Genomic DNA, 25,660 nt, shown 5'->3' with positions numbered 1-25,660 from the left:
TCTACTACTACCGTTGTTTGCGCTAGCGCAAACGCAGTATACCCTTAGTGGCGTGGTGCGCGCCGCCGACACGCACGAAATTTTACCCGGCGCGTCGGTGGCGGTGCCTGCTTCGGCCACCGGCACCGCCACCGATGCCCAGGGGGCCTACTCCTTGCCCCTACCCCCGGGCACGCACGAGGTAGTCGTTTCCTTTCTTGGCTATCAGCCCGTTACGCGCACCATCACGCTGCGCCGCGACCAGCGCCTGTTGGTTGAGCTGCCCACCGCAGCCAATGAGCTGGGCGAGGTGATTGTGCGCGGTACGGGCACGCTAGAACAAAAACTTCAGACCACGCAAATGAGCGTGGAGCGCCTCACTACCCGCGAGGCCAAGCTCTTGCCCGCGCTGTTTGGGGAAGTGGACTTGTTGAAAACCCTACAACTCAAACCCGGCGTGCAGAACGGCGGCGAGGGCACCTCGGGCCTGTTCGTGCGCGGCGGCTCATCGGACCAAAACTTGGTGTTGGTAGATGATGCGGTGGTCTACAACCCAGCGCACTTGTTCGGGCTGTTTTCGGTGTTCAACCCCGATGCCGTGCAGAGCGTGGACCTATACAAAGGTGGCTTTCCGGCGCAATATGGCGGGCGGCTTTCCTCTATTATTGATGTGCGCTTGCGCGAAGGCAGCCACGAGAAGGTAGGCGTGAGCGGCGGCATCGGTCTGATTTCATCGCGCCTGGCCGTGGAAGGGCCGTTGAACAAGGGCAAGGGCTCTTTTCTGGTTTCCGGACGCCGCACGTATTTTGATGTGTTCACGCGGGCCATCAACCGGTTGAACGAGGGCACGGCAGATTACAGCCCCATTCCCGACTACTACTTTCAGGACCTCAACCTGAAAGCCAACTACCAGTTGGGCCGCAAAGACCAGGTGTTCCTGACTGGCTATTACGGTAAGGATGTGTTTGGCTTTAAGAGCGACGGTGGCTTTAATATCAACTTCGAGTGGGGCAATACGCTGGGCGCGCTGCGCTGGCAGCACACCTTTGCGCCGCGCCTGTACCTGAATACCACGGCTTCCTTCACGCGCTACCGCTACAACATCGGCAATGCGCTGGACGAGTTCAGCTTCGGCCTGGCCTCTACCATCCGCGACCTGAGCCTCCGCTCCGATCTGGAATACCACACCGCCGACAATCGGCACATTCTGAAAGCCGGGGCCACTATCACTTCGCACGACTTTGGGGTAGGCCGTTTGCAGGCTGAAAGTGTGAGCAACCTGGTCAATTTCGGCTCCGATGTGAGCTACACCGGCCAGGAAGGCGGCCTGTACGCGTCCGACAACTTTACTGTCAACGACAAGTGGCAGCTTGATTATGGCCTGCGCCTGTCGGGCTTTCACAGCGGCTCCGATACCTACGGCGGCATCGAGCCCCGCGTGGCGGCGCGCTATTCCCTTTCCCCTACCCTCAGCCTGAAGGCCAACTACGCGCTGATGTACCAGTACGTTCACTTGGTCACGAACTCGGGCGCGTCTCTACCCACCGACATCTGGTACCCTTCGCGCCTATCAGTGAAGCCGCAACGCTCGCAACAGGTAGCCACGGGCGTGAGCTGGCTGCTGGGCGGCGGCAAGTATCTATTGACCAACGAGGTATACTATAAGTGGGCCGAAAACCAGATTGATTTTCGGGACGGCGCCCAGCTGTTTGCCAATGCCGATCTGGACCAAGAGTTCTTATTCGGCAAGGGCTGGGCCTATGGCGACGAAATTTACCTGGAGAAAAAGGAAGGCAAAACCACCGGCTGGATTGGCTACACCCTGGCCTGGACCAAGCGGCGCTTTCCGCCCCAGCGCGGCACCACGGGCATCAACAACGGTGCTATTTACTACCCTACCTACGACCGGCGCCATAATCTGACGGTGGTGGTCCTGCACCAGCTTTCGCCGCGCATCAACCTCACGGGCTCGTTTGTATTCACTTCCGGGGCCGCTACTACACTGCCGCAGGGGCGTTTCATCTACCAAGATGCGCTGGGCAGCGGCGGCAACCCGGTAGCGGTGCCGCTCTACCCCGAGCGCAACACCTACCGCTTAGCGCCCTATAACCGCCTCGATTTGGGCCTGGTGTATAAGCTGCGCCCCCGCCACGGCGAGTCGGACCTGACGTTGAGCATTTACAATGCCTATAACCGGCGCAATCCGTACTTCATCTACTTCGACCGGATAGAAGATCCGCAGACCAATCTCACCACGGGATACAGAGCCCGGCAGGTGTCGCTGTTTCCGACTATTCCGTCGGTTACATACAACTTCAAATTCTAACCTGATGCGCTGTTTCCGCCGCCGACCTGCTGCCTGGCTGTTGCTGAGCCTCTTCTCTCCTACCCTACTGGCCGGCTGCGGCAGCCTGCAACAAGATATCGACGTGGAGCTGCCTTTCGGGCCGTCGCAGTTGGTGGTGGAAGCGTATCTGGAGCCGAACGTGGTGCCGCGCCTGACTATTACCGAAACGCAGCCCTACCTAGCCGAGGCGGTGATACCCTTGGTAGACGATGCCACGGCCATTATCATTCGCCCTAATGGCACCCGCGACACGCTTATGTACGCGCCGACCATCGACCGCACGACGCGCAAAGGCTACACACACATTGGTCGGCGGCGACTGAATGCCCGGCCTGGCGACATCTTTGGGCTGGAGGTATACGACAAGCAAGGTAGGCGCCTCACCGGCACGGCCACCGTGCCCGCCACCGTACCGATTCAGAAGGTAGAATGGCGCTTCAACAACGAAACCGGCGACCAGCGCAAGGCCTACGTCCTCAACACCTTCCAGGACCCCGCCGGCCTCGGCGACGCCTACCGTTTCATGGTGCATCGCCGCTCCCTCCTCCGCGAACCGGAAGTGGAGTACACCGTGCAAGACCGCCTCACCGATGGCCAGAGTATCACGCTGGGCACGTCCTACGAGTTCCGCCCCAACGACACGCTCATCGTCAGCCTGTTCCACCTCGACACGCCCTACTACAACTTTCTGCAATCGGTGCAGGATGCGCGCAGTGCCAACAATAACCCCTTCGCGCAGCCCTCCGGCGTAAAATCAACCGTGACGGGCGGCATTGGGGTATTCACGGTACTGAGCGTGCAGCGGCAGAATATTATTCTGCGGGAGTAGCGGTGAAGTTGTGAATGAAAAAAAGTGTGTCCTCCTGAGCAGAGCGAAGGACCTTATGCCAGCTGAACGACTCGTTGTTCTACCGTGAGAAGGTCCTTCGCAAGCTCAGGAGGACACACTTTTTTTCATTCACAACTTCACAAACTCACAACTTCACCTTTTCAACACTGCTCTACTACCGCTTTCAACAGCGCTGTGAGGCGGGGCTCGGCATCGGCGGCTACGCGCAGAATATCAGCTAATTGCACACGCTTGAGCTTGCCGGGCGCACACAGGTCGGTGATGACGGATATGGCCAGCACGGGCAGTTGCATGTGCACGGCGGCAATGACTTCGGGCACGGTGCTCATCCCTACCCCATCGGCCCCGATGGTGCGCAGGTAGCGGTACTCGGCGGGGGTTTCCAGCATGGGGCCGGGTAGGGAGGCGTACACGCCGCGCCGCACTTTGTCGGCGAATCCTAAATCCTGAGCAGCTTTTTCGGCTAGGGACAGCAGGCTGTGGTCGTAGGGCTCCAGCATATCGGGGAAGCGCGGGCCCAACTCGTCCAGGTTTTTGCCGATGAGCGGGTTGGTGGGTTGCAGATTGATGTGGTCCTCAATGAGCATGAGGTCGGCGTAGTTGTAATCAGGGTTGAGGCCGCCGCCAGCGTTGCTCACAAACAGCTTTTGAATGCCCAGTAGCTTTAGCACGCGCACCGGAAACACTACTTGCTCCATGGAGTAGCCCTCATAGAAGTGAAAGCGCCCCTGCATCACCAGCACCCGCCTACCCGCCAGCGTGCCCGCCAGCAGCTTGCCTGAATGGCTCTCTACCGTAGACACTGGAAAGTGCGGAATATCAGCGTAGGAAAACGTGTGGGCTACTTCGATTTCCTGCACCAACCCACCTAAACCGGTACCGAGGATAATGCCGAATTCGGGTTGAAAGTCTTGCAGACGGGTTTGGAGGTAGGCAGTAGCTTCGCGGAGTTGTTGCATGGGTTGGGGTTGAAGTGTAAGACCGTTTGTCATCCTGAGCAGAGCGAAGGACCTTCTCACGGCAGAATAACAGGCGTAACAACGACTCGTTCTGGTGTGAGAAGGTCCTTCGCTCTGCTCAGGATGACAAACGTTGTAAAACGTTACTCAATCGTCATCTCAAACGGCATGCGGGCCTGCACACCGTGCATCTGCGTGAGCTTCTGGTATTGCTCGTACATAGGATAGAGCGCGCCCATTTCCTGCTTCACCATGCGCAAGCGCACTTCCTCGTTCAGGCCACTGAACATGCTTTCGACGAAGGTTTTTTGGCGGGGTAGGCGCTGCAAGGAGTAGTCGCCCTCTTTCAGCTTGGCGCGGCGGGCGGCGATACGCAACGCATCATCCATAGAACCCAGCACGTCGACCAGGCCGCGGGCCTTGGCCTCATTGCCCGACCACACCCTACCCGACGCCAAGCGGCGCAGGCGCTCTACAGGCATGTGGCGGCCTTGGGCGGCTTTGGTGGTGAAATCGGCGTAGATGCGGTCTACCTCCTGTTGCAGCTGCTGTTTCTCGTAGGTCGTGAGCGGGCGCGTAATGGTGGGAATATCCGAGAACTCGCCCGTTTTCACCCGGTCCGTCGTCACCCCAATTTTCTCACTCAAGAACGGTCCAATGTTCGGCAATACGCCGAATACGCCGATGCTACCCGTGATGGTATTGGGGTGGGCCACGATGGTATCGCAGGCCATGGCAATGAAGTAGCCGCCCGACGCCGCCACATCCGACATGGAACAAATAATGGGCTTCACTTTCTTGGTGAGCACCACCTCGCGGTAGATAATATCCGAGGCCAGCGAGGAGCCGCCGGGCGAGTTCACACGCAGTACTACGGCCTTCACCTTATCATCCATACGGGCTTTGCGGATGGCCTCGGCGAAGCGCGTGCTGCCAATGCTGCTGCCGCTACCCTTACCCGTCACGATGTCGCCCTCGGCGTAGATAACGGCAATCCGGTTGTTGCCCAGCGTTTCATCCTCACTGTTTTTGGCGTAGTCGCTCAGGTCAATGGTGCTCAGCTTTTTATCCTTCGCCACGCCCAGCTTGCCTTTGATGTAGTCGGTAGCCTGGTCGTAGTAGCCTAAGTTGGTAACCAGGCCGAGGCGCTTGGCGTCGTCGGCGTTGTGCACCAGCATCGAGTCGCTGATAACCTTGAGGCGTGGCCCCGGAATGCGGCGGGCCGTGGCCACATGGCCCAGCATGTAGTTGTTGAGCGAGTTCAGGAACGAAGACGTTTGCAGCCGCGCCGAATCCGACATGCTGGTGCGGAAATACGGCTCTACGGCGCTCTTAAACGAGCCTACCCGGAAAATGTACGGCTCCACGCCCAGCTTATCGAACAGGTTTTTGTAGTAGTAGGTCTCCGAGCTGAGACCGTTGAACTCCAGCGTGCCCTGCGGATTGAGGTAGATACGGTTAGCCACCGAAGCCAAGTAGTAGCTCTTTTCCGATTGCGCATCGGCATACGACACGATGAACTTGCCCGATTTCTTGAAATCCAGCAGCGCATCGCGAATTTCCTCCAGCGAGGCCATGCCACCCTGCACCAGCTCCACATTCAGCAAAATGCCTCTGATGTCGCCGTCATCTTTGGCACGGCCAATGGCTTCTTTCACCTGTTCCAACCCAATATCATCGGCCTGCGAGCTGATGAGCGACGCCAACGAGCTGCGGCTTTCGCGCTCAGCCAACGGCTTATCCAGCTTGATTTCCAGCACCGAGTTACTGGCTACCGTCACCTCCTTATCGGCGGAGCTGGCCAGAACAAACAGCGCCCCCAGCAACAGCACAAAACTCAGTATACCAAACAGCACCAACCCCGTGAGGGTAGCCAGCACGTACTTAAAAAATTGTTTCATGTAGGGGATTCAGATAGGGAGATGCGGAAAAGATATAGAAACGTAAAACAGTCTGTCATCCTGAGCTTGCGAAGGACCTTTTCACGTTGAACAACGCCTCGTTCTGCCGTGAGAAGGTCCTTCGCAAGCTCAGGATGACAGATAATTTTTACGCTGGCAAGGCCTCGATGCTGCCCGTATCCTGCAAGGCCTGGCGCAACGTGGTGAGGCGGGTGAGCAGACCCTCCAGCTGATCCAACGGCAGCATGTTGGCCCCGTCCGATTTGGCGGTGGCGGGGGTAGGGTGCGTTTCGATGAACAGGCCATCGGCGCCCACGGCAATGGCGGCTTTGGCAATGGTTTCGATGAGGACCGGCTGGCCGCCCGTCACGCCGCTGCTCTGGTTGGGCTTTTGCAGGGAGTGGGTCACGTCCATCACCACGGGCACGCCAAACTGCTGCATGGCCGGCAGGTTGCGGAAGTCCACCACCAAGTCGGAGTAGCCGAACGAGTTGCCACGCTCCGTCAGAATCACGTGCTCGTTGCCGGACTGGCGCACTTTATCCACGGCAAACTGCATGGCGTCGCCGCTCAAGAATTGGCCTTTTTTCACGTTCACTACTTTGCCAGTTTTGGCGGCGGCAATCAGCAGATCGGTCTGGCGGCACAGAAACGCCGGAATTTGCAGCACGTCTACATACTCGGCGGCAAAGGCAGCCTCGGTGGTTTCGTGGATGTCGGTGACGGTAGGCACCCCAATTTCGCGCCCCACCTTTTGCAGGATGCGCAGGGCCGTTTCGTCGCCGATGCCGGTGAAGGAATCTAGGCGCGAGCGGTTGGCCTTGCGGTAGGAGCCTTTGAAGATGTAAGGAATCTGGAGCTTATCGGTGATATGCTTAATGCGCTCAGCAATGCGCAGGGCCATGTCCTCGCCCTCGATAACGCAGGGGCCAGCCATCAGAAAGAACTGACCAGAATTGGTATTGCGGAAATGCGGGAGAGCGTTGGCGAGTTGGGCAAACATAGGAGGCAAGAGGTGAATGTGAGAAGGTAAGTCTTTAAACGAATAGGGAAGCTATGAAACGCAGAATATTAATGGGTACGCGTTGTTCTACGCATTATCCACGAAATACCTAGTAGCAACAGAAAGCTTAATAGAAAGAACAATAGGTATCCGTCTTTGTCTTCTGGCTCCCATAGTACCGTGTCGCGTAATTCTTGCTCAGTGTACGGAAATAGAAAGCTGCGACAGACAGCATAAGCCAGCATACATAGCAGCAATAAATCAGCTATCCAGAAGGTAGCCAAAAGGGCTAACAGCAGCTTTTGCAGAATTTGCTGTAAAAATAGCATTGTTGCGTTCTTAACTTTTCCGACGCAGACAGATAAACAACTCCCTACCCTGCCGGGGTTTCAGCGAATTATAAGCCGGCGCGAAATGCACGAAATCAAAATACGGCTCGAAATAGGTGCGGTACTCCGCCGCGCTACCGCCGAAGGGTGGGCCGGGCTGCGAAAACTCCGTGTCGAAGAGCAAGCCCACGAGCGTACCACCGGGGCGCAAAAGCGCGGCGCACTGCCGGGCGTAGTTGGGGCGCTGGGCGGGGTCGAGGGCACAGAAGAACGTCTGCTCTACCAGCAAATCGAATGGCTCGGTGGGCGCAAAGGCGAAAAAATCTTGTAGCAGCAAGTGGTCCGCCGGGAAGTTGGGCACGCGGGTTTGCAGGGCCGCTAGGGCGTCGGGCGCCACGTCGGCCACCCACACCTGGGAGTAGCCCTGGCCGTGCAAATATTCGGCTTCGTAGCCGCGTCCAGCGCCCGGAATGAGGATGCGGCGAGCATCAGGCTCGGATAGCTGCATGAAATATTCCCGCAGAGGCGGCGTTATCTGGCCCGTATCCCAGCCAGTTTGTCCGGCCTCGTAACGCCCTTGCCAGTAGATGGCATCAAGCTTTTGCGTAGGTTGCATCACCTTATCCGATTTAAGCCGGGACTTGCGCACGTGCACAATCCCTTTATTTTTGTGCACAAAGGTACTGGTCCCACCCGCATCTGCCGGGTATCACTTAACCCTCCCATTACATGGAACCAACTCAAAATTCTGAACCTAAAAACAACAACCGGGTCTGGCTGTTCGTGGCCCTCTTTCTGGTGCTATTGGGCATCAACGGCTTCCTGTTCTACCTGAATCAGCAGAAAGGCAAGCAAAACGAGCAGCTGACAGCCACTGTCAAAGAGAAAGACTCCAAGCTGGAACAGCAAATCAAAGAGTACGAAACCTTAAAGGCTGATTTTGAGCGCCAGAGCCAAGAAGTACAAGGGATGGGCCTAGCCAACGACTCGCTGGAGGCTCGCATTGCCTCTATCAACGCCGATTTGCTGAAACTGCGCTCCTTCCGCAAGGGCAGCTTCTCTATTGCCGAGCAGCGTCGCTTTAAGGAGCGCGCCGCCAACTTCGAGAACCAGCTGCGCAAAAAAGACGAGGAAATTGCTCAGTTGAAGGCTGATAACGAGGCTCTCTACACCGAAACAACTACCCTGAAAGAGCGCCAAAACAAACTCACCGACACCATCTCGACGGTAGTACGCTCCAACCAGGAGCTGTCGGACAAGGTAGCCGTGGCCTCGCGCCTGCAAGCCGACAACATCCGGGTAGGCATCATCAACGGCCGCAACAAAGAAAAGGACGACGACGACAACGAGTTCAAAGCCAAGCGGGTAGAGAAAGTGAAAGTTACTTTCAACCTAGCTCGCAACGACGTGGCCCCCAAGGAAACCAAGCAAATCATGATGCGCTTGATCGAGCCCGACGGCTCGGCGCTATACAACCTGAGCACCGGCGGCGGCACGTTTATGGTTGATGGGTCGGAGGCGTTTTACACCGCCAAGCAGGACATCGTGTTTGATAACACCCGCCAGCCTGTGCAGTTTTTGTACGCCAAGGGTGCACCTTACAAAACCGGTCTGCACACGGTAGAGCTATATTCGGGTGGCGTGATGATCGGCAAAACCACGTTCACGTTGAAGTAAGTCTGAACCACGGATTCGCTCGGATTTTTCAGATTACGCGAATTTTGTGGACGATTTATACTGTACCAAAAAACAAAAGGAGCTTGCCAATTGGCAAGCTCCTTTTATTTGAAATCATCCATAAACTTCGCGTAATCCGAAAAATCCGAGCGAATTCGTGGTTCAGACGAACTTCATCCTTATTGATGGTTCTCCAGCTTTTTGATGGTGGCGCTGATGTTTTCGGTGAAGATGCACACCACAGAGCCAGGGCGGGCAGTGTGGAGGGCGTGGTCGATGGCGTCCAGCTCGTTTTCGATGTAGGTGATGGGAATCTCGGGCTTGTCTAGTTGCAGGCCGCGGGTCATTAGCTCACGTAGCTCCTCAGCAGTTTTACCGCGTAAGTCACGGTCTTGGCGCAGGATTACTTCGTCGAAAATCTGCCCGGCTATGCGTGCGAAGCCCAACGTATCCTCTTCCCGCCGGTCGCCTAGGCCTGACACAATGCCTACCTTATGCGTGGCCTCGGTAGCATTCAGAAAATCAGCAAACTTGGTGATACCTGCTGTGTTGTGGGCGTAGTCCACAATCACCTCAAACTGCGGGTACTTAAACACGTTCATGCGGCCCGGCGTTTTGCTGGCCGAAGGCACAAACGTGCGCAACGCCGTTTTGATATCGTCCTTATCAAACCCGGCCAGGTAACCGGCTAGCGCCGCCGCCAGGCTATTCTCAATGTTGAAGCCAGCCCTACCCCCAAACGTCACCGGAAACTCCACGGCCCGGTCGATGCGCAGCTTGTAGCTGTTTTTGTAGATGGTGATGTAGCCTTCCTCGTACACCGCCGCCACGCCGCCGTCCTCCACGTGCTCCAGAATGCGCGGGTTGTTCTCATCCATACTGAAGTAGGCCACACGGCAGTCGAGCTTGTGGCCCATCTGGTACACCAAATCGTCGTCAGCATTCAGCACAGCCCAACCATTTTTACGCACCGTACGGGGTAGCACGCCCTTCACAGCAGCCATTTCCTCCACGGTGTAAATATCACGCAGGCCCAAGTGGTCGGCGGCTACGTTGGTGACAACGGCAATATCGCAGGAGTGGAAGCCCAACCCAGAACGCAGCATGCCGCCGCGGGCGGTTTCCAGCACTGCATAGTTCACGGTAGGGTCCCGCAGCACGAACTCGGCGCTTTGGCCACCGGTGCAGTCGCCTTTTTGCAGCTGCACGCCTTGGATGTAAATCCCGTCCGTCGTGGTGAAGCCTACTTTGTACCCTTTAGAGGCCACCATATGAGCAATCAGACGCGTGGTAGTGGTCTTGCCGTTGGTGCCCGTCACGGCAATGATGGGGATGCGGGTAGGCACACCGGGCGGAAACAGCATATCCACCACAGGCGCTGCCACGTTGCGCGGCAATCCTTCAGTGGGTGAAATGTGCATCCGAAAGCCGGGCGCGGCATTTACCTCAATCACGGCGCCGCGAGTTTCGTTGAGCGGCACCGCAATATCGTCGGTGAGCAGGTCGATACCGCAAATATCAAGGCCGATGGTGCCGGCGACACGCTCGGCCAGTAGTACGTTGTAGGGGTCTACCAGGTCGGTCACGTCAGTAGCGGTGCCGCCGGTGCTGATGTTGGCTGTGCTCTTGAGGTAGATTGTTTGGCCGGCCGGTAGCACGGAGTCCAGCGACAATTGCTGTGCAGCCAGGATATCCAGCGTGTGCTTATCGGCTTTGATGGCCGTGAGCACCTTCTCGTGGCCAATACCGCGGCGTGGGTCGGTGTTGACTTGATCAATCAACTCCTGAATGGTGTGCGTGCCGTTGCCCGTTACGGCGGCGGGCGTGCGCTTGGCCGCAGCCACCAGCTTACCATTTACTACCAGCAACCGAAAGTCGGCACCCTCAATATACTGTTCCACAATCACGGCGCGAGAGTATTCCTGCGCTGCTTTCAGGCCTACCACGGCATCTTCCCAATTCTGAATCTTGATGGTGGCGCCTTTGCCGTGGTTGCCATCCAGCGGCTTAGTCACAATAGGAAAGCCCAACTCGTCAATAGCATCCCGCAGACCCTCTTCCGAGTACACAGTGGTACCGCGGGGCACGGGCACGCCCGCGTTCTTGAGCATGGCTTTCGTGCGGTTTTTGTTGCCCGCAATTTCTACACCTGCATTGCATGTATAGGTAGTGGTAGTGGCCCAGATGCGCTTCTGGTTCACGCCGTAACCCAGCTGAATAATGTTGCTGTTCTCCAGTTGGATGTAGGGAATGTTGCGCGAAGCCGCTTCCGACACAATACTCTGCGTGCTGGGTCCGAAGTATTCTTCTTCCCGAATATCGTGCAGCTCCGCCAGCATGGGCTTCAGATCCACTGATTGGCCTTTGCAGAGGGCGTCTAGTATTTCCACTGCGTATTCAGCGGCTTGGCGGCCAGCGCGCTCTTCGCGGTAAGCAAACACCACCATCTCCATCCCTGCTTCGTGCGCGGGGTAGGACTTGCCCCAATACACCGGCATGCCGGCCTGGCGCTGCAAGGCCAGTGCCATGTGTTGCAGTACATAAGCCAACGGCTCACCATCAGCTAGCTGGTCGCGGGTGAGGGGCGGATGCTTGGTGGCCTCGGCAGAATGGTGCGGATTAGCCATACCCAGGTTCGGGAATAGCTCCGCCAGTTGCTCCGGTAACTCAGACATGCTATTCGACCAGGTGCCGGCCAACTCCCCAAAGTCAACTTTCATGACAATCAGGCGAGTATGTTTAACAGACCAATAGCTAGGGCCGCGCATGGTGCGCAGGTCGACAATCTTCATACGATAAGCGTGGGTGAAAAACGGAGTATGCCCGCACTATACGCAAGACAAGGCCAGAAGGTAGGGATAATGTCGGGCTTACGGCTGGTTTTGCCAGAATAATTGCACGGCTTTCTCTCCTATCAACATAGGAAGTAAAACGCAAAAAGCCCCGGTCGGGGCTAATCGACCGGGGCAAGCAAGCAAAACAGGAAGAGGTGACGGGCGGATTCGAACCGCCGTAGGAGGTTTTGCAGACCTCTACCTAGCCACTCGGTCACGTCACCGGATTGGGAGCGCAAACATACGCCAATAATTGACTTTTGCCAAACAGAACCCGTTCTTTTCTTGCCTTTATTCACTAAACTTCTGTATCATAGCAGGTTTTATTACGCACAAAAAAGCCCCAGATTGCTCCAGGGCTTCTTGTTTCCAGCTTAGAAGGTCAGCTTACGCTTTGTCTTCTTTGTTGGTGTCGTCATCCGAATCAAGCAGGTGCTTGGCGCGGTCTACTACGTCTTCGGCAGCGTGCGTTACGGTGTCGATGGCGTCGGAAGCGGCTTTGGTTACGCGAGCAATCAGGCCTTCTTCTTCAGCAGGAGCTTCAGCTTCGGCAGGAGCCTCAGCAGCAGGGGCAGCCTTTTTGCCGGCTTGCGACTGCAACTTCTGCTCACCAGCCTCACGCTCCGAGCCCATCATCCGGTCACGCAGGGCGCTCAGTGCGTCCAGGTCACCCAGCGTTGATTTCTCAGCGGGCTGCGCAGTTGCCTTCTTCACGTCAGCAGCATTCGAAGTCGAAGCACCACCAGCCGTAGTTGGCGTCTTCTTCTTGAACTTGGAAGCACGGCTCTCCTCTTCTACCGACTGGTTGTACACAGCCGTGTGCGAGAGTACGATGCGACGGTCGTCCTTCGAGAATTCTACCACGCGGAAGTCCAGCGATTCGCCGTTCTCAGCCTGCGAGCCATCCTCTTTCTGCAACGACTTGGGGTAGGCGAAGCCTTCGATGCCGTAAGGCAACTCCAGCACGGCACCACGGTCGTTCTTCTCGGTGATGGTAGCGCGGTGTACCGAACCAGGGGTGAATACCGTCTGGAACGTATCCCAGGGGTTTTCCTCCAGCTGCTTGTGGCCCAGGGCCAAGCGACGGTTAGACACGTCCAACTCCAGAACCAATACATCCAGACGGTCGCCCACCTTCACCATTTCGGAGGGGTGCTTGATCTTCTTGGTCCATGACAGGTCCGACACGTGCACAAGACCGTCTACACCTTCTTCCAGTTCTACAAACAGGCCGAAGTTGGTCAGGTTACGCACCAGGCCGTTGTGCTTGGTGCCCACGGCGTACTTCGTACCGAAGTCGCCACGAGTCCATGGATCTTCGCTCAGCTGCTTGATACCCAGGCTCATCTTGCGGTCTTCGCGGTCCAGCGTCAGAATCTGCGCTTCTACCACGTCGCCCTGCTTGATGAAGTCCTGCGGGTTGCGCAGGTGCTGGCTCCAGCTCATTTCTGAAACGTGGATCAGGCCTTCTACGCCAGGGATGATTTCCATGAATGCGCCGTAGTCGGCTACGTTCACGATGCGGCCCTTCACTTTCGAGCCTACGCCCATGTCCTCGGGCAGCGAATCCCATGGGTGAGGAGTCAGCTGCTTCAGGCCCAGTGAAATACGCTTCTTGGCTTCGTCGAAGTCCAGTACTACCACGTTCAACTTCTGGTCGAGTTGCAGCACTTCCGAAGGATGTGCAATGCGGCCCCACGAGATGTCGGTAATGTGCAGCAGACCGTCTACGCCACCGAGGTCGATGAACACACCGAAGTTGGTCATGTTCTTGATAACGCCCTCCAGGATCTGGCCTTTCTCCAGGTTGTTGAGGATGGCTTCGCGCTGCTTCTCGAGGTCTTTCTCGATCAGGACTTTGTGCGAAACTACCACGTTGTCGAAAGCAGCGTTGATTTTCACCACTTTCACTTCCATGCGACGACCTACATAGATGTCGAAGTCACGGATAGGCTTCACGTCAATTTGCGAGCCGGGTAGGAAGGCTTCTACGCCGTCCAGGTCCATGATCAGACCACCTTTGGTACGACGCTTTACTACGCCTTCCAGAATGGTATCATTCTCCAGGGCATCGTAAATGGCTTTCCAAGCCTGCTTGATCTTCGCCTTCTTGCGCGACAGGATCAGCTGGCCGTTGGCGTTTTCCTGCTCCTCAATGAATACTTCCACCTCGTCGCCGGGCTTCAGATCGGGCAGGTCACGGAATTCTGACACGGGCACTAGTCCGTCAGACTTGAAGCCAATGTTCAGGATAACGTCGCGGTCGGTGATGCCTACCACTACGCCACGTACTACTTCTTCTTCCTGGACGGTCGTCAGCGTGTCGCTGTACATTTCCTCCATCCGGGTGCGCTCCTCTGCGGAATAGTTACCGCCGAAGCCGCTGGCTCCAACATTATCCCAGTCGAAGTTATCTACTACTTCTGCCATATTAGCTAGTGGCCCTCCTATACACGTTCGACGCAGGGCCCGCCTCCGAATCGCGTTTTTGCTTGATACACAGCGCTGAAGCGCCGTCCCACCACCCTGGTGGGGGCGCAAAGATACGGAAAGTTACGCGCAAGTAAAACAGGACATTATCTCGCATTTGCGCACCTAGTCCCCGTCTTCATCACACCGCTCGAATGATAACTTATGCAAGAAGTTAAGAAACTCCTGAAAGCTTTTTCCCAAATACACCGCATACTCGTCATCAAAGACATCCAACTCAACAAAATGTCCTGTCTCCTTTTCGATGGCATAAGTGAAAAGACTACCATTAGAGCCGATTAGCCAATAATAGTTGATAAAATGCTCTTCGTAATCTGCATCCTTCATCCACAACGCGTTTATATCGAGTGCATCTGCAACGGAGTAGAGCGAAAACCATCCTCTGCCCAACCAACCGCCACCACCATTATGCCTCGCTAGGAATTCTAGATAACTGGGTGGGTAATCAAAGTCCATCTTTGCTTTGAGGCGGGCTTGTTCCTCTTGCGTTGCTCCTACCTTGAACTCCGGCTCTGTTATCAGTTCCTCAAAGGTATTTTCTACCATTGCAGTCAGTTAGGTAATAGCGACAAAAACTCCTGCGCTGATAGTACCCGCACAGCAGGAAACTTAATCTTGATAAGTGCTTTAAAATGCGAATCCTCGGTAACTAAATAATCTGCTTGTCCAGTTACCGCGCAATCAGCAAACTTTTCGTCGTCCTGATCAGTCGGGATTAATTGGAACCGATAATGAGGAATGACTTCGCGGACGTTGCTAAAATTTTGCAGGGCATTGAGAAAGTTGGAGGCCACTTCTGGACTACTACGCAACCCTATTATCTCTTCATAATTCAAGCAAAATACTGCTCGTTACTAATAATTCGTAGTGTTGCTGCTGTAGCGCTTCTATTATGGGTCGATAAATGGACCGACGGCTTATAGATACCAACAACACATTGGTATCGAGTACCACCTTCATGAAGCTTTACGACTGGAAGAACGCATCTTTTCACGCAGCCATTGTTGCATAGTTTCGGCTGTCCAGCCATTTTTTTTCCATAGTGCATCCATAGCAGCGGTGGCTTTTTCCGCATAATACAACCCAATCAAATGGCGGATATCCGCTGCATCTTTGGCGGGTACCTGTACTGCTTCCGAAGCAGCATCGTTACTGTCAGCCTTAGCGGGTGAGTCACGCTCAAAAAGTTTTTCCAATAGCAACGCCTGTAATTGCTGCTCAGTAAGTTCAACTGAGTCAGGAAGTTGCACATGCAAAACGACAGTCTTCATAGCTAGAAATAAAAGAGAGTTGCGGCAAATACCGCAACTCTCCAAATATACAAAATCAGTGGATGGCTATGCCCGCCTACCCAACTCGCGCAAATGTGCCACGTGCGAGGCTACGGCGTAGCGCATTTTTGGATACTCATTATACGTGATGCCAAACTCCTCGCACACCTGTCGGATAATCTTGTTGAGGGCTGGGTAATGCACGTGGGAAATGGTAGGGAACAAGTGGTGCTCTACCTGAAAGTTGAGGCCACCAACCAGCCAGCTAAGTAGCTTATTATCGGTAGCAAAGTTGGCCGTGGTCTTGATCTGGTGAATGGCCCACTCGTCTTCCAGCTTGTTGGTGGTAGCGTGCGGCACTGGAAATTCGGCGTGCTCCACAGTATGAGCTAACTGAAACACGATGCTGAGGGTAAAGCCGGCTACAGCCATAAAGAGCAAGAACCCTACCAGCCAGCTTACAAACCCTACCATATAAATAGGGAGGGCCACAAACAGCCCCAGATGTAACGCTTTGAAGCCCCAGAAAACACCCTGGTCCGACGCGTTCATCTTCTTGATGGGCATCTCCCCAATTTTGCCCCGGAAATACTTCTGGTAATCCATGTAGAAAATCCAGGCGATGAACAGCAGGGCATAGAAAAACCAGAAGTACAGGTGCTGGAATCGGTGCAGGCTACGGCGTGGTTGGCCGGGGCTAAGGCGTAACCAGGGCTGCGCATCCAGGTCGTCGTCCACGCCGTCGATGTTGGTGTACATGTGGTGGATGAGGTTGTGCTTCATATTCCACATAAAGCTGTTGCCGCCCATTACATTCAGCGTAAACGCGGCAAACTGATTCACCCATCGCTTTTTACTGAATGAGCCGTGGGCGCCATCATGCATCACGTTGAAGCCGATAGCGGCGCCAATTGCACCCAGCAGCAAGCACTCTGCAACGGCCAGCCAGGTAGGCGGCGTCAGGAAAACCAGATGCACGTAGACTGCCACAAAAGCGGTAGTCAAAATCAGGGCTTTGATAAACAAGGAATTGCCGCCTGTGGTGGCTTTGCCAGCCTCGGCAAAGTAGGCGTTGGTGCGACGCTTCAACTCCTGATGAAAAGAGCGCGAAGCCGCGAATTTGGGTGCGTGCATGAAGAAAATGGGATAAACAGGAAAGCAAAGATACCTCTTCCTGTTGAGGGGACAGCAGGTGACTGTCGTGCAAAATTGCGTACCCTACCCGCCCAACCTGCATCGTACGCCGATAGTTCCTCTCCCCTACCCGCCGTATCTTTGCCGGGTGCTGACGACGAACTCACTGGAGCCCGAAACCCGCAAGATTATTCACCTCGACATGGACGCTTTCTACGCGTCGGTGGAGCAGCGTGATAACCCTGAATTGCGCGGCCGACCACTAGCAGTAGGTGGCGCCCGCGAGCGGGGCGTGGTGGCCGCGGCCAGCTACGAAGCCCGGAAGTTTGGCGTACGCTCGGCCATGCCCGCCACCACGGCCCGGCGCCTGTGTCCGGAGCTGCTGTTTGTGCCGCCGCGCTTTGAGGTATATAAAGGCGTATCGCGACAGATTCACGCCATTTTTGCTGATTACACAGAGCTGATTGAGCCGCTTTCACTGGATGAGGCCTACCTCGATGTGACTCAGAACCGCTATAACCTACCCTCGGCCACACGCATTGCGGAGGAAATACGAGCGAAAATCTTGGCGCAAACGCAGTTGACGGCCTCAGCGGGCATTTCCTACAACAAGTTCTTAGCGAAGCTGGCGTCCGATTACCGCAAGCCCAACGGGCAGTTCGTCATTCGGCCGCACGAGGGGCTGGCGTTTGTGGAGCAGCTGGCAGTAGGACAATTTCACGGCATTGGGCGCGTGACGGCGGCGCGCATGGAGCAATTGGGTATCCGCACCGGCTGGGACCTTCGGCAGCAGTCGGAGGCGTTTCTGCGGCAGCACTTTGGCAAGGCGGGCTCGCACTACTTTGCTATTGCGCGGGCGCAAGATCACCGCCCCGTGGTGGCCGACCGGGTGCGCAAATCCATCGGCGCCGAAACCACGTTCGCCCGCGACCTCACTACCCTACCCGACCTCACCGAGCACCTGCAACCGTGCCTGGAAAAAGTGTGGACGCATTGCGAGCGAACCGGCCTGCGCGGTCGCACCGTCACGCTGAAAGTGAAATACGCCGACTTTCAGCAGATTACCCGCTCCCGCAGCTTCCCTACCCCCCTGGCCGACGTAGCCACGGTGATGCGCATCAGCCACGAGCTGCTAACGGCCCTCCTACCCCTGCCCAAAGGCGTGCGCCTGCTGGGCGTCTCGTTATCGGGGCTGGAAACGGAGGCCGATATGGTAGGGCGGCAGCTAGGATTGGGGTTGTAGTGAAAACGTAGGCGCGACCTTGCCCGGCTGCCATTTATCCAGGCCTGTTAAAACTTGCTTTACGGTGTAGCGCTTCGCTTCTTTAGCGGAGAGCTGGTGCGCCCACGCCACACGCTGCTGCGGCTGAGCACCGGCCCCAGTGCTGCGGTACTCGAGGTAGGAGGCCGTTTTTTCGTTGTCCGGATTTTTCCAGTTGTCCCAGCCTTCCGGGCGAATGTGCCGGCCCATTTCTGTGTAGAGGTAGGCCACACGGGCATGGGGCCGCCACGGCCGCCCCAGCGACACATTGGTTGCCAGCGTAGAATCGGCCAGTAACCGACAGTGCAGAAAAACGAAGCCGTAGGGCTGTCCTTCCGGCGTGGAAGCGGCCGTGATGTGGGAGTTTTTCTTGCAGACAATGGTGCACTGCTCAAACACCGCCGTGCTGGCACCAAAGATGAAATCGGTAGTGCCCTCAATGGTGCAGCGGTAGAAGTACTGCCGGGTATGACCAGCCGCTAGAAACAAAGTATCCTGGTCGCCGAGGATGCGGCAGTTACGGAATACGCATCGGTCGGCCTCTACATGCAGCGCCACAGCCTGACCCGCCGTACGGCCCGCGGTATTCTGAAACGTAATGTTTACGGCCTCAAAATCATTGCCCTGAATCAGCACCGAATGCGAGGAATAGGTATCAATACCATTACTACCCGAGTGGTCGTCGAATGTGATAATGGTAGTAGCGGGGTCGTCGCCGAGTAGGGAAATATGGGTTTTAAGGGTAGGCACCACTAGTTTTTCGCGATAGGTGCCGGGCTTCACATGAATTACTGCCCGCTGCTGCGACTGGTTGGGCACGGCATTCACGGCTTCCTGAATGGTGCGGTACGTGCCGCTGCCGTCCGCCGCCACCGTTATCAGGCCGGGCGCTACGGCGTGGTGTTGCGCCCACACGCCTACCCGCAGCAACAGCAGTAGGCCAAGCAGGCAGAGTATTTTGTGGTTCATAGCCGGTGATAACGTAACCTTACTCCTGGGTAGGGTCCCAGCCGCGCAGCACGGTAGCCAGCGTGTATTGCTGGGCCTCTTGCGCCGTGAGCAGGTGCGCCCACGGCACACGCTGTTTGGGCGCGGCGCCGGGGCCAGTGTTTTGGTACTCGGCGTAGTAGGCGGTACGCTTGTTTTCCTCCTTGCCCCACGGGTCCCAGCCTTCCGGCTTAATGAAGTTGCCCAACTCGCAGTGCAGGTACACGGTTTTGGCGTAGGAGCGCCACGGGCGACCCAGGGCGTAGCTGTTGGCGGGGGCGTTGCCAGTCAGGCGGCAGTGGTTGAGCACGTAGCCGTAGCGGGTGGTATCGGGGGTAGAAGCAGCCGTGACGAAGGAGCCGCCTTTCTTGCAGAAAATCTCGCAACGCTCGAACCACGCCGTGCTAGAGCCAAAGATAAAATCGGTGGTACCCTCGATGTAACAGTTCTGGTAATACTGCCGGCTACCGTAGCCGTAGGTGTAAAGCGTGTCCTGAAACCCCAGAAACCGGCAATTCTTAAATCGGGCTTTATCGCCGGCCACCCACACGGCTACCGCCTGCCCCACCGGCCCCGATGAGTTTTGAAATGTCAGATTTTCGGCCGAAAAATCGGTGCCGAAGATGTAGATGCTAGCCGAGCCCGAGGTGCCTTTATCCTCGCCAAAGCGGTTCTTTTTCTGATTGTAGTCGTCGTAAGTGAGGATGGTAGCGCGGGCGTCTTCGCCGATGAAATGCACCAAATTTTTCGTACCGGCCAGCACCAGCTTTTCTTTGTAAGTGCCCTTTTTGATGAAGATAGTGGTGACTTTCTTCCGGAAATCCGGCACCGCATCAATAGCGGCCTGCACCGTTCGAAACTGCCCGCTGCCGTCCTGCGCCACCACGAAATCGTAGCCGAAGGCGCGCTCTGTGAGCAGTACGTTGAGCAGGCAACACAGGAGAATCAGATGCTTCATGGGGTAGTAGGTTGCGTGTCGGGGCCTTTGGTGGGCGGCACCGCGTTTTTGGGTAGGGGCCGGGCCAGGTGGTCGGCCAGTGGGATGCGCTGCGTCTTCAACTCACTCACCACGAGTTGCGCCATTTTGCGGGCACCCAGCTCCGAGAAGTGCGTGTTGTCCTGGCGGCCGTAGGGGTAGTTGGGGTGGTCGCCGGGCGCGAGTTGCAGAAAGAGCAGCTTGCTGTTTTCTTCCCCGAATTGCTGCACCATATCCCGGCTCATCTTGTCGAGGCCGATGAGCGGCACTTTTTGCGCCTTAGCCACCTCCGCCGTCACAGCCGAGTAAGCTACGTGGGTTTCCTGCTGCTTTCCCTGCATGAATTTGCGGCGCGTGACGGGCGTAATCAGCACCGGATACGCCTCTTTGCGGCGCGTTTCGGCCACAAATTTCAGCAGGTTTTTGCGGTAGTCGGCGGGTGGGGTATAGCGGTCGGGGTAGTTTTCGGCCTCGTCGTTGTGCCCGAATTGAATGAATACGTAGTCGCCGGGCTGCAAGGCCTCTACAATGGGTTGCCAGCGGTTTTCTGCCAGAAACGTACGCGTACTGCGGCCATTCTTGGCATGGTTGGCCACTACAATTGTCGAGTCGAAGAAAGTAGGCAGCGGCATACCCCACCCGGTTTCCGGGAAAGTCTGCGGTATTTTCTGGGCGATGGTAGAATCACCAATCAGGTAGACGGTGGTCTTATGGATGGGCGGCAGCCGAAAGGCAAGCAGCCCCAGCACAAGCAGAAAGCCAATGCTTTTCATGTATGACATACTCTGGTCTTTATATATGAGATTTGTTTCTAAAAATCCACCTTAGAACATCATGCTTCGACAAGCTCAGCATGACGTTCTGTTTTATTGTTCGGGAACAACTCTACGCTTTATGTTCCCTACCCTACCGCGCCTGCGCATCCACAGTCTTTTTGGATTCGCGCTGCACAATGTGGTCGGCCAGTTCCAGCTTTAGCCCCCGAATATCGGCTAGTACCAGCTCGGCCATTTTGCGGGCGCCCAGCTCCGAGAAGTGCGTGTTGTCTTCGCGGCCATCAGGATAATTAGGGTGCTCACTAGGCGCCAAGTGGTTGAATAGCAGCTTGCTGTTTTCTTCTCCAAACTGCTGCAACAGCGCCTGACTTTCGCGGTCCAGATCAATGAATGCCACTTTTTGCTCCTGCGCAATGGTCCGCACCAGGGCCGAGTAGGTGTCGTGTGTGCCTTCAATCTTGCCATTTGCGTCGAACTTGCGGCGCGTTACGGGCGTGAGCAGCACGGGCGTAGCCTTGCGGGCGCGGGTTTCGGTGATGAAACGCACTAGGTTGGCGCGATAGTCGGCTTTGGGTGTGTAACTCTTCTTCGTCGGTACCTCGTCGTTGTGGCCGAACTGAATGAACACGTAGTCGCCTTCTTTAAGCGCGGCGGCCACGGGCTGCCAGCGGTTTTCGGTGAGGAAGGTTTTAGTGCTACGCCCGTTCTGCGCACGGTTGTCCACGGTTACGGTTTCATCGAAAAATACCGTAAAGGGCATCCCCCAACCCGTTTCGGGGTAGGCCTTGCGCTCCTTAATCGACATAGTAGAGTCGCCGACCAAATACACGGTGATGTTCTTTTTGGGTGGACCAAAGGCCAGCAACGCCAGCAGCAGCACGGCTCCCGCGAGCCGAAACAACGGATGATTCATAGGTGGGAGATGGGTAGGACGAAGCACATACTACCGGTTTGCCCTACCTTTCCCAAGCAGCACGCCGCTTTTTTCTACGGGAACGTTGCCAAACGCAGTATTTTAGCGCACCCTGTGTCCCAGGAGCTACGGATCGGTTTCATACCAACGTCCCGGTGTCTAGCCTAGGGCTTCAGCCCTAGGACACAGGATGTGCAAAACAGCCTACCCTGCCCTTACCCTCGTATAGCCAACAACCCTACCCGAGCCATTATGCCCGATTCCAGATACGATGCCGTAGTAGTTGGCTCAGGCCCTAATGGCCTGGCTGCCGCCACTACGCTTCAACAAGCCGGTTTGTCAGTGCTGCTGATTGAAGGCAAGAGCGAGTTGGGCGGTGGCCTGCGCACGGCCGAGCTGACGCTCCCTGGCTTCCGCCACGACATTTGCTCAGCCATCCATCCGCTGGCCGTTGGTTCCCCTTTCTTCCAGACCCTACCCCTGGCCCACTACGGCCTGAAATATCTCATGCCGCCCGTAGCCGCCGCTCACCCCTTCGATAGTGGCACGGCTGCCGCGGTCTATAACTCCCTGGCCGATACAGCGCGCCACCTGGGCCAGGACGAGCAGCGCTACCGCCAACTCCTGGAGCCACTGATAGCTAGCTGGCCCGCCATTGCCAACGACGTGCTGGCTCCGCTGCATTTTCCTAAACATCCGCTCCAGATGGCGCAGTTTGGTGCGCCGGCTATGCTACCGGCCTCCGTGCTCACCAGCTATTTTCAGCAGAAAGAAGCGCGGGGCTTGTTTGCCGGGATGGCCGCCCACGCCATTCAGCCGCTCAGCAACCTCACTACCTCGGCTATTGGCCTGGTATTGTTGATAGCGGCCCACCGCGGCGGCTGGCCCCTACCCCAGGGCGGCTCGCAGTCCATTGCCGATGCGCTGGTGGCGCACTTCCGGGCGCTGGGCGGCACGGTGGAAACCGGCACCTTCGTACGCTCCCTCGACCAACTGCCCCAAGCCCGCACAGTGCTGCTCGACGTGACGCCCACACAGCTGTTGCAGATAGCTGGTCACAGTCTGTCCGCTGTGTACCAGTGGCAGTTGCGGCGCTACCGCTACGGCATGGGCGTGTTCAAAATCGATTGGGCCCTGGATGCTCCTATTCCCTTCACCGCCCCCGAGTGCCGACAAGCCGGCACCATTCATCTGGGAGGCACCCGCGAGGAAATTATTGCCGGCGAGCGGGCCACCGCCCAGGGCCACCACGTCACGCGGCCGTTTGTGCTGCTGGCTCAGCAAAGCCTCTTCGACCCTACCCGCGCCCCGGCCGGCAAGCACACAGCTTGGGCCTACTGCCACGTGCCCAACGGCTCCCGCATCGACATGACCGCCGCCATTGAGCAACAGGTAGAGCGCTTCGCCCCCGGCTTCCGCGACCGGATCATCGGCCGCCACACCTTCGACACGGCCCAGATGGAGGCCCACAACCCCAACTACGTGGGCGGCGACATCAACGGCGGCGTGTTAGATATCGGCCAACTCTTCACGCGCCCGGCCCTGCGCGCCTCGCCTTACCGTACGTCCGCCAAAGGGCTCTACCTGTGTTCCTCGGCTACCCCTCCCGGCGGGGGCGTGCACGGCTTGTGTGGCTACCACGCCGCCAAGCAAGCGTTGCATGATGTATTTCAGCTACCGGCTGCGCCGTTGTATGAGGGGTAGAGTAGAACGGTAGCAGGAACAAAGAAGACTACATTCCGCATATTCAGCCAAGAGAGGAATTTTACTTACTTCTTCTGGCTGAAGGTTGGAATAGCAACCTATTTTAATCTTATAATTAAGAATTCAACAAGTTGATGTTGTTTAACTGCTTCCTTTAACCCAACAGTGATGTACCTATTTTCATTTGACAATACCTTATTATATGATGTTTTACTTTTCATCAAAGAAATCTTCATCAACCTGCTTAATTTCGTAAGTTGTTTTTATTTGAATTCCTACATTAAATTTGTGCATAAGTTCTACAAGCTTTTCTCCATTAATACAGATTATTTTATGATGAGCTGAACGAGCCTTTTCCAACGCTTTATTATCAAAATCTGATGTCGTTACGAACACACCTTTATTTGTATCACCACTCATTGCACCAATAAAATTTCTAATATCAGTTTCTCTTACTTTGCCGTCATTAAATCTTTTCGCTTGTATATAAATTTTATCCAAACCAAGTTGATCTTCATTGATAATTCCATCAATACCTCCATCTCCAGACTTTGCTGTTTCGATAAATTCACCATACCCCATTTTTTTAAGCAATCTTAAAACGACTTTTTCAAAAAAATATGGATTGATACCTTTGAGTTTAGATAGCAACTCGCTTTTTACTTCGTCATCAATTCTTTTGACACCTTCATCTATCAGATCTTGCGGTGAGGAGACATTAGATTTGGGAGTTTCACTGATAAGAGATTGTGTCGGTACTTGTTTATAAAAATCGAAGAAAGAAGACTCGTTCTCTAAATCTCGTACAGTTAAACTCGAAGAATGATTTTTACCTTTTTCTGTTATCTGCACGTAACCTCTCTCGGGAAAGAAAACGTATCCCCCTTTCTTTAAGTAAGACTTCCCCCAAGCTATCCTATTATCGATAAGCAAGTCACCTGATTTGGTCTCTTGCCTAAGTTGCTCCTCTGTTAATTCAAAATAAAATACGGATTTTACTTCGTCTATTAAATCTCGTGTTTTATAGACATTACCAGATTTGAGAACTTCTAGTATAGGCAAAAACGTTTCGTCAAATTTTGGAATGTCCATTTCTCTTTGAATGTTGGTCAAAATACTATGTAACTTCTATACACAGGTCACTCAAGTTGCATTTACAGTTTAGTAGACGCGACGAAATTAAGTTTAAAATATCAAAAACGATTAGTAAATGTAACTATTTGATAGCATTACCAACCAAGTCAATAACTACAACACAATAAACAAAAAAGCCTGACCTTTCGGCCAGGCTTTTCGCATAAACAACTACCACTTACGAGCTAGCTTTCGTCAGCACTTCTACCATTTCCTCCGAAATGCCGGTGGTGCTGAAGCCGCCGTCGTGCATGAGGTTTTGCATGGTCACGTAGCGCGTGAGGTCCGAGAACAGCGAGATACAGTAGTCGGCGCAGGCTTCGGCGGGGGCGTTGCCGAGGGGCGAGAGTTTGTCGGCGTAATCGTAGAACGCGTCGAAACCGCTGATGCCGGCGCCGGCCGTGGTCTTGGTAGGCGACTGCGACACCGTGTTCACGCGTACTTTTTTCTGCTTACCCAGGCGCTGGCCGTAGCTGCGGGCAATGCTTTCGAGCACCGCCTTAGCCTGCGACATATCGGTGTAGTCGAGGAAGGCGCGCTGGGCGGCAATGTACGACAGGGCCACCACCGAGCCCCACTCGTTGAGGGCGTCCTGCTTCTCGGCCACGTGCAGCATCTTGTGCAGCGACAGCGCCGAGATATCCAGCGTTTTCTGGAACCAGTCGTAGTTCAGCTCGCCGTAGTGCTTGCCCTTGCGGATGTTCGGCGACATGCCAATGGAGTGCAGCACGAAGTCAATCTTGCCGCCCAGTTGCTCCTGAGCGCCCGAGAACAACTTTTCCAGGTCTTCCACCGAGGTAGCATCAGCCGCAATGATGGGAGCGTTGCACTCCTCGGCTAAGGCGTTAATTTCGCCCATACGCATGGCCAGTGGAGCATTGGTCAGCACGAAGCGGGCGCCCTCGGCGTGGGCTTTCTGGGCCACTTTCCAGGCAATAGATTTTTCGTTGAGGGCGCCGGAGATAATGCCGACTTTGCCAGCGAGTAGATTAGGCATGAGGTGAAGTTGGGTAGTATGAGGATTCAGAGTACAAAGGAGGTAAAAAAAATAAGAACGTCATGCTGAGCCTGTCGAAGCATCTCTACTGATAGTAATTAATTACTATCAGTAGAGATGCTTCGACAGGCTCAGCAT

The 25,660-nt window shown here is 55.5% G+C and carries 21 protein-coding genes and 1 tRNA gene; 5 read left to right on the top strand and 17 right to left on the bottom strand.

All coding sequences use genetic code 11. The annotated features are described in order from the left end of the window. Positions 1 to 13: 13 nt before the first annotated feature. Positions 14 to 2,305: a TonB-dependent receptor gene (locus J4D97_RS13400; RefSeq protein WP_243900307.1), complete on the top strand. Its 2,292-nt coding sequence runs from the start codon at positions 14 to 16 to the stop codon at positions 2,303 to 2,305. A gap of 4 nt (positions 2,306 to 2,309) precedes the next feature. Further along, positions 2,310 to 3,155: a DUF4249 domain-containing protein gene (locus tag J4D97_RS13395; RefSeq protein WP_208307998.1), complete on the top strand. Its 846-nt coding sequence runs from the start codon at positions 2,310 to 2,312 to the stop codon at positions 3,153 to 3,155. Positions 3,156 to 3,316: 161 nt separating this feature from the next. On the opposite strand, the gene J4D97_RS13390 is transcribed toward J4D97_RS13395, so the two are convergent. From J4D97_RS13390 to J4D97_RS13375, 4 genes are all read right to left on the bottom strand, one after another. Further along, positions 3,317 to 4,135: a purine-nucleoside phosphorylase gene (locus tag J4D97_RS13390; RefSeq protein WP_208307997.1), complete on the bottom strand. Its 819-nt coding sequence runs from the start codon at positions 4,133 to 4,135 to the stop codon at positions 3,317 to 3,319. A gap of 143 nt (positions 4,136 to 4,278) precedes the next feature. Then, positions 4,279 to 6,036, bottom strand: a complete 1,758-nt coding sequence (sppA, locus tag J4D97_RS13385) for a signal peptide peptidase SppA (protein WP_208307996.1) — start codon at positions 6,034 to 6,036, stop codon at positions 4,279 to 4,281. A 148-nt stretch (positions 6,037 to 6,184) separates the two neighbouring features. After that, the gene (gene kdsA, locus J4D97_RS13380; RefSeq protein ID WP_208307995.1) at positions 6,185 to 7,039 is read right to left on the bottom strand and encodes a 3-deoxy-8-phosphooctulonate synthase; all 855 of its coding nucleotides are present in this window, start codon (positions 7,037 to 7,039) and stop codon (positions 6,185 to 6,187) included. Between the two features lie 339 nt (positions 7,040 to 7,378). Further along, a complete protein-coding gene (locus tag J4D97_RS13375) occupies positions 7,379 to 8,044 on the bottom strand; it encodes a methyltransferase domain-containing protein (protein ID WP_347879345.1) in 666 nt (221 codons plus the stop codon). Between the two features lie 53 nt (positions 8,045 to 8,097). Here J4D97_RS13375 and J4D97_RS13370 point away from each other — a divergent pair, with 53 nt between their 5' ends. After that, positions 8,098 to 9,045: a hypothetical protein gene (locus tag J4D97_RS13370; RefSeq protein ID WP_208307994.1), complete on the top strand. Its 948-nt coding sequence runs from the start codon at positions 8,098 to 8,100 to the stop codon at positions 9,043 to 9,045. 179 nt (positions 9,046 to 9,224) lie between these two features. Here J4D97_RS13370 and cphA read toward each other — a convergent pair whose 3' ends face one another. From cphA to J4D97_RS13330, 7 genes are all read right to left on the bottom strand, one after another. Then, positions 9,225 to 11,837 (bottom strand): cyanophycin synthetase, encoded by a 2,613-nt coding sequence (cphA, locus tag J4D97_RS13365; protein ID WP_208307993.1) that lies wholly within the window; start codon positions 11,835 to 11,837, stop codon positions 9,225 to 9,227. 195 nt (positions 11,838 to 12,032) lie between these two features. Then, positions 12,033 to 12,103: transfer RNA gene (locus J4D97_RS13360), tRNA-Cys, on the bottom strand. Between the two features lie 163 nt (positions 12,104 to 12,266). Continuing rightward, positions 12,267 to 14,309 (bottom strand): 30S ribosomal protein S1, encoded by a 2,043-nt coding sequence (gene rpsA, locus J4D97_RS13355; protein WP_243900306.1) that lies wholly within the window; start codon positions 14,307 to 14,309, stop codon positions 12,267 to 12,269. A gap of 165 nt (positions 14,310 to 14,474) precedes the next feature. Continuing rightward, positions 14,475 to 14,915 carry an SMI1/KNR4 family protein gene (locus J4D97_RS13350; RefSeq protein WP_208307992.1) on the bottom strand — a complete coding sequence of 147 codons (441 nt, stop codon included), beginning with the start codon at positions 14,913 to 14,915 and terminating at the stop codon, positions 14,475 to 14,477. 5 nt (positions 14,916 to 14,920) lie between these two features. Beyond that, the gene (locus J4D97_RS13345; protein ID WP_208307991.1) at positions 14,921 to 15,205 is read right to left on the bottom strand and encodes a PIN domain-containing protein; all 285 of its coding nucleotides are present in this window, start codon (positions 15,203 to 15,205) and stop codon (positions 14,921 to 14,923) included. A gap of 120 nt (positions 15,206 to 15,325) precedes the next feature. Continuing rightward, positions 15,326 to 15,640: a hypothetical protein gene (locus tag J4D97_RS13335; RefSeq protein ID WP_208307989.1), complete on the bottom strand. Its 315-nt coding sequence runs from the start codon at positions 15,638 to 15,640 to the stop codon at positions 15,326 to 15,328. Between the two features lie 66 nt (positions 15,641 to 15,706). Next, positions 15,707 to 16,774, bottom strand: a complete 1,068-nt coding sequence (locus J4D97_RS13330) for a fatty acid desaturase family protein (protein WP_208307988.1) — start codon at positions 16,772 to 16,774, stop codon at positions 15,707 to 15,709. Between the two features lie 202 nt (positions 16,775 to 16,976). Between J4D97_RS13330 and dinB the strand changes: the two genes are divergently transcribed. Next, positions 16,977 to 18,017, top strand: coding sequence for a DNA polymerase IV (gene dinB / locus J4D97_RS13325; protein ID WP_243900316.1), 1,041 nt, complete (start codon positions 16,977 to 16,979; stop codon positions 18,015 to 18,017). On the opposite strand, the gene J4D97_RS13320 is transcribed toward dinB, so the two are convergent. The 4 genes from J4D97_RS13320 to J4D97_RS13305 form a co-directional block, all read right to left on the bottom strand. Continuing rightward, positions 18,000 to 19,004, bottom strand: coding sequence for a pectinesterase family protein (locus tag J4D97_RS13320; protein WP_208307987.1), 1,005 nt, complete (start codon positions 19,002 to 19,004; stop codon positions 18,000 to 18,002). The genes dinB and J4D97_RS13320 overlap by 18 nt on opposite strands. Positions 19,005 to 19,023: 19 nt before the next feature. After that, entirely contained in the window at positions 19,024 to 19,980 is a 957-nt protein-coding gene (locus J4D97_RS13315) for a pectinesterase family protein (RefSeq protein ID WP_208307986.1), read from the bottom strand. Then, complete coding sequence (locus tag J4D97_RS13310) at positions 19,977 to 20,780, bottom strand: rhamnogalacturonan acetylesterase (protein ID WP_208307985.1); 804 nt, start codon at positions 20,778 to 20,780, stop codon at positions 19,977 to 19,979. The genes J4D97_RS13315 and J4D97_RS13310 overlap by 4 nt, the downstream gene beginning before the upstream one ends. A gap of 124 nt (positions 20,781 to 20,904) precedes the next feature. After that, positions 20,905 to 21,687: a rhamnogalacturonan acetylesterase gene (locus tag J4D97_RS13305; RefSeq protein ID WP_208307984.1), complete on the bottom strand. Its 783-nt coding sequence runs from the start codon at positions 21,685 to 21,687 to the stop codon at positions 20,905 to 20,907. 252 nt (positions 21,688 to 21,939) lie between these two features. Between J4D97_RS13305 and J4D97_RS13300 the strand changes: the two genes are divergently transcribed. Beyond that, complete coding sequence (locus tag J4D97_RS13300) at positions 21,940 to 23,391, top strand: phytoene desaturase family protein (protein WP_208307983.1); 1,452 nt, start codon at positions 21,940 to 21,942, stop codon at positions 23,389 to 23,391. 210 nt (positions 23,392 to 23,601) lie between these two features. Here J4D97_RS13300 and J4D97_RS13295 read toward each other — a convergent pair whose 3' ends face one another. Both J4D97_RS13295 and J4D97_RS13290 read right to left on the bottom strand, forming a co-directional pair. Further along, complete coding sequence (locus J4D97_RS13295; protein WP_243900305.1) at positions 23,602 to 24,504, bottom strand: restriction endonuclease; 903 nt, start codon at positions 24,502 to 24,504, stop codon at positions 23,602 to 23,604. 199 nt (positions 24,505 to 24,703) lie between these two features. Then, positions 24,704 to 25,522: an enoyl-ACP reductase FabI gene (locus J4D97_RS13290; RefSeq protein WP_208307982.1), complete on the bottom strand. Its 819-nt coding sequence runs from the start codon at positions 25,520 to 25,522 to the stop codon at positions 24,704 to 24,706. Positions 25,523 to 25,660: the final 138 nt, after the last annotated feature.

It is taken from the genome of Hymenobacter defluvii, assembly GCF_017589435.1.
Classification (GTDB): domain Bacteria; phylum Bacteroidota; class Bacteroidia; order Cytophagales; family Hymenobacteraceae; genus Hymenobacter; species Hymenobacter profundi.
This window is presented reverse-complemented; position numbering and strand designations above follow the sequence as displayed.

Excerpts from the sequence above, each read along its gene's own strand:
- J4D97_RS13320 (WP_208307987.1), bottom strand. The coding sequence starts at position 19,004 with ATGAACCACAAAATACTCTGCCTGCTTGGCCTACTGCTGTTGCTGCGG.
- dinB (WP_243900316.1), top strand. The coding sequence starts at position 16,977 with ATGGACGCTTTCTACGCGTCGGTGGAGCAGCGTGATAACCCTGAATTG.
- cphA (WP_208307993.1), bottom strand. The coding sequence starts at position 11,837 with ATGAAGATTGTCGACCTGCGCACCATGCGCGGCCCTAGCTATTGGTCT.
- J4D97_RS13370 (WP_208307994.1), top strand. The coding sequence starts at position 8,098 with ATGGAACCAACTCAAAATTCTGAACCTAAAAACAACAACCGGGTCTGG.
- J4D97_RS13315 (WP_208307986.1), bottom strand. The coding sequence starts at position 19,980 with ATGAAGCATCTGATTCTCCTGTGTTGCCTGCTCAACGTACTGCTCACA.
- J4D97_RS13390 (WP_208307997.1), bottom strand. The coding sequence starts at position 4,135 with ATGCAACAACTCCGCGAAGCTACTGCCTACCTCCAAACCCGTCTGCAA.
- J4D97_RS13290 (WP_208307982.1), bottom strand. The coding sequence starts at position 25,522 with ATGCCTAATCTACTCGCTGGCAAAGTCGGCATTATCTCCGGCGCCCTC.
- J4D97_RS13310 (WP_208307985.1), bottom strand. The coding sequence starts at position 20,780 with ATGTCATACATGAAAAGCATTGGCTTTCTGCTTGTGCTGGGGCTGCTT.
- J4D97_RS13395 (WP_208307998.1), top strand. The coding sequence starts at position 2,310 with ATGCGCTGTTTCCGCCGCCGACCTGCTGCCTGGCTGTTGCTGAGCCTC.
- sppA (WP_208307996.1), bottom strand. The coding sequence starts at position 6,036 with ATGAAACAATTTTTTAAGTACGTGCTGGCTACCCTCACGGGGTTGGTG.
- rpsA (WP_243900306.1), bottom strand. The coding sequence starts at position 14,309 with ATGGCAGAAGTAGTAGATAACTTCGACTGGGATAATGTTGGAGCCAGC.
- J4D97_RS13335 (WP_208307989.1), bottom strand. The coding sequence starts at position 15,640 with ATGAAGACTGTCGTTTTGCATGTGCAACTTCCTGACTCAGTTGAACTT.
- J4D97_RS13330 (WP_208307988.1), bottom strand. The coding sequence starts at position 16,774 with ATGCACGCACCCAAATTCGCGGCTTCGCGCTCTTTTCATCAGGAGTTG.
- J4D97_RS13300 (WP_208307983.1), top strand. The coding sequence starts at position 21,940 with ATGCCCGATTCCAGATACGATGCCGTAGTAGTTGGCTCAGGCCCTAAT.
- J4D97_RS13305 (WP_208307984.1), bottom strand. The coding sequence starts at position 21,687 with ATGAATCATCCGTTGTTTCGGCTCGCGGGAGCCGTGCTGCTGCTGGCG.
- J4D97_RS13350 (WP_208307992.1), bottom strand. The coding sequence starts at position 14,915 with ATGGTAGAAAATACCTTTGAGGAACTGATAACAGAGCCGGAGTTCAAG.
- kdsA (WP_208307995.1), bottom strand. The coding sequence starts at position 7,039 with ATGTTTGCCCAACTCGCCAACGCTCTCCCGCATTTCCGCAATACCAAT.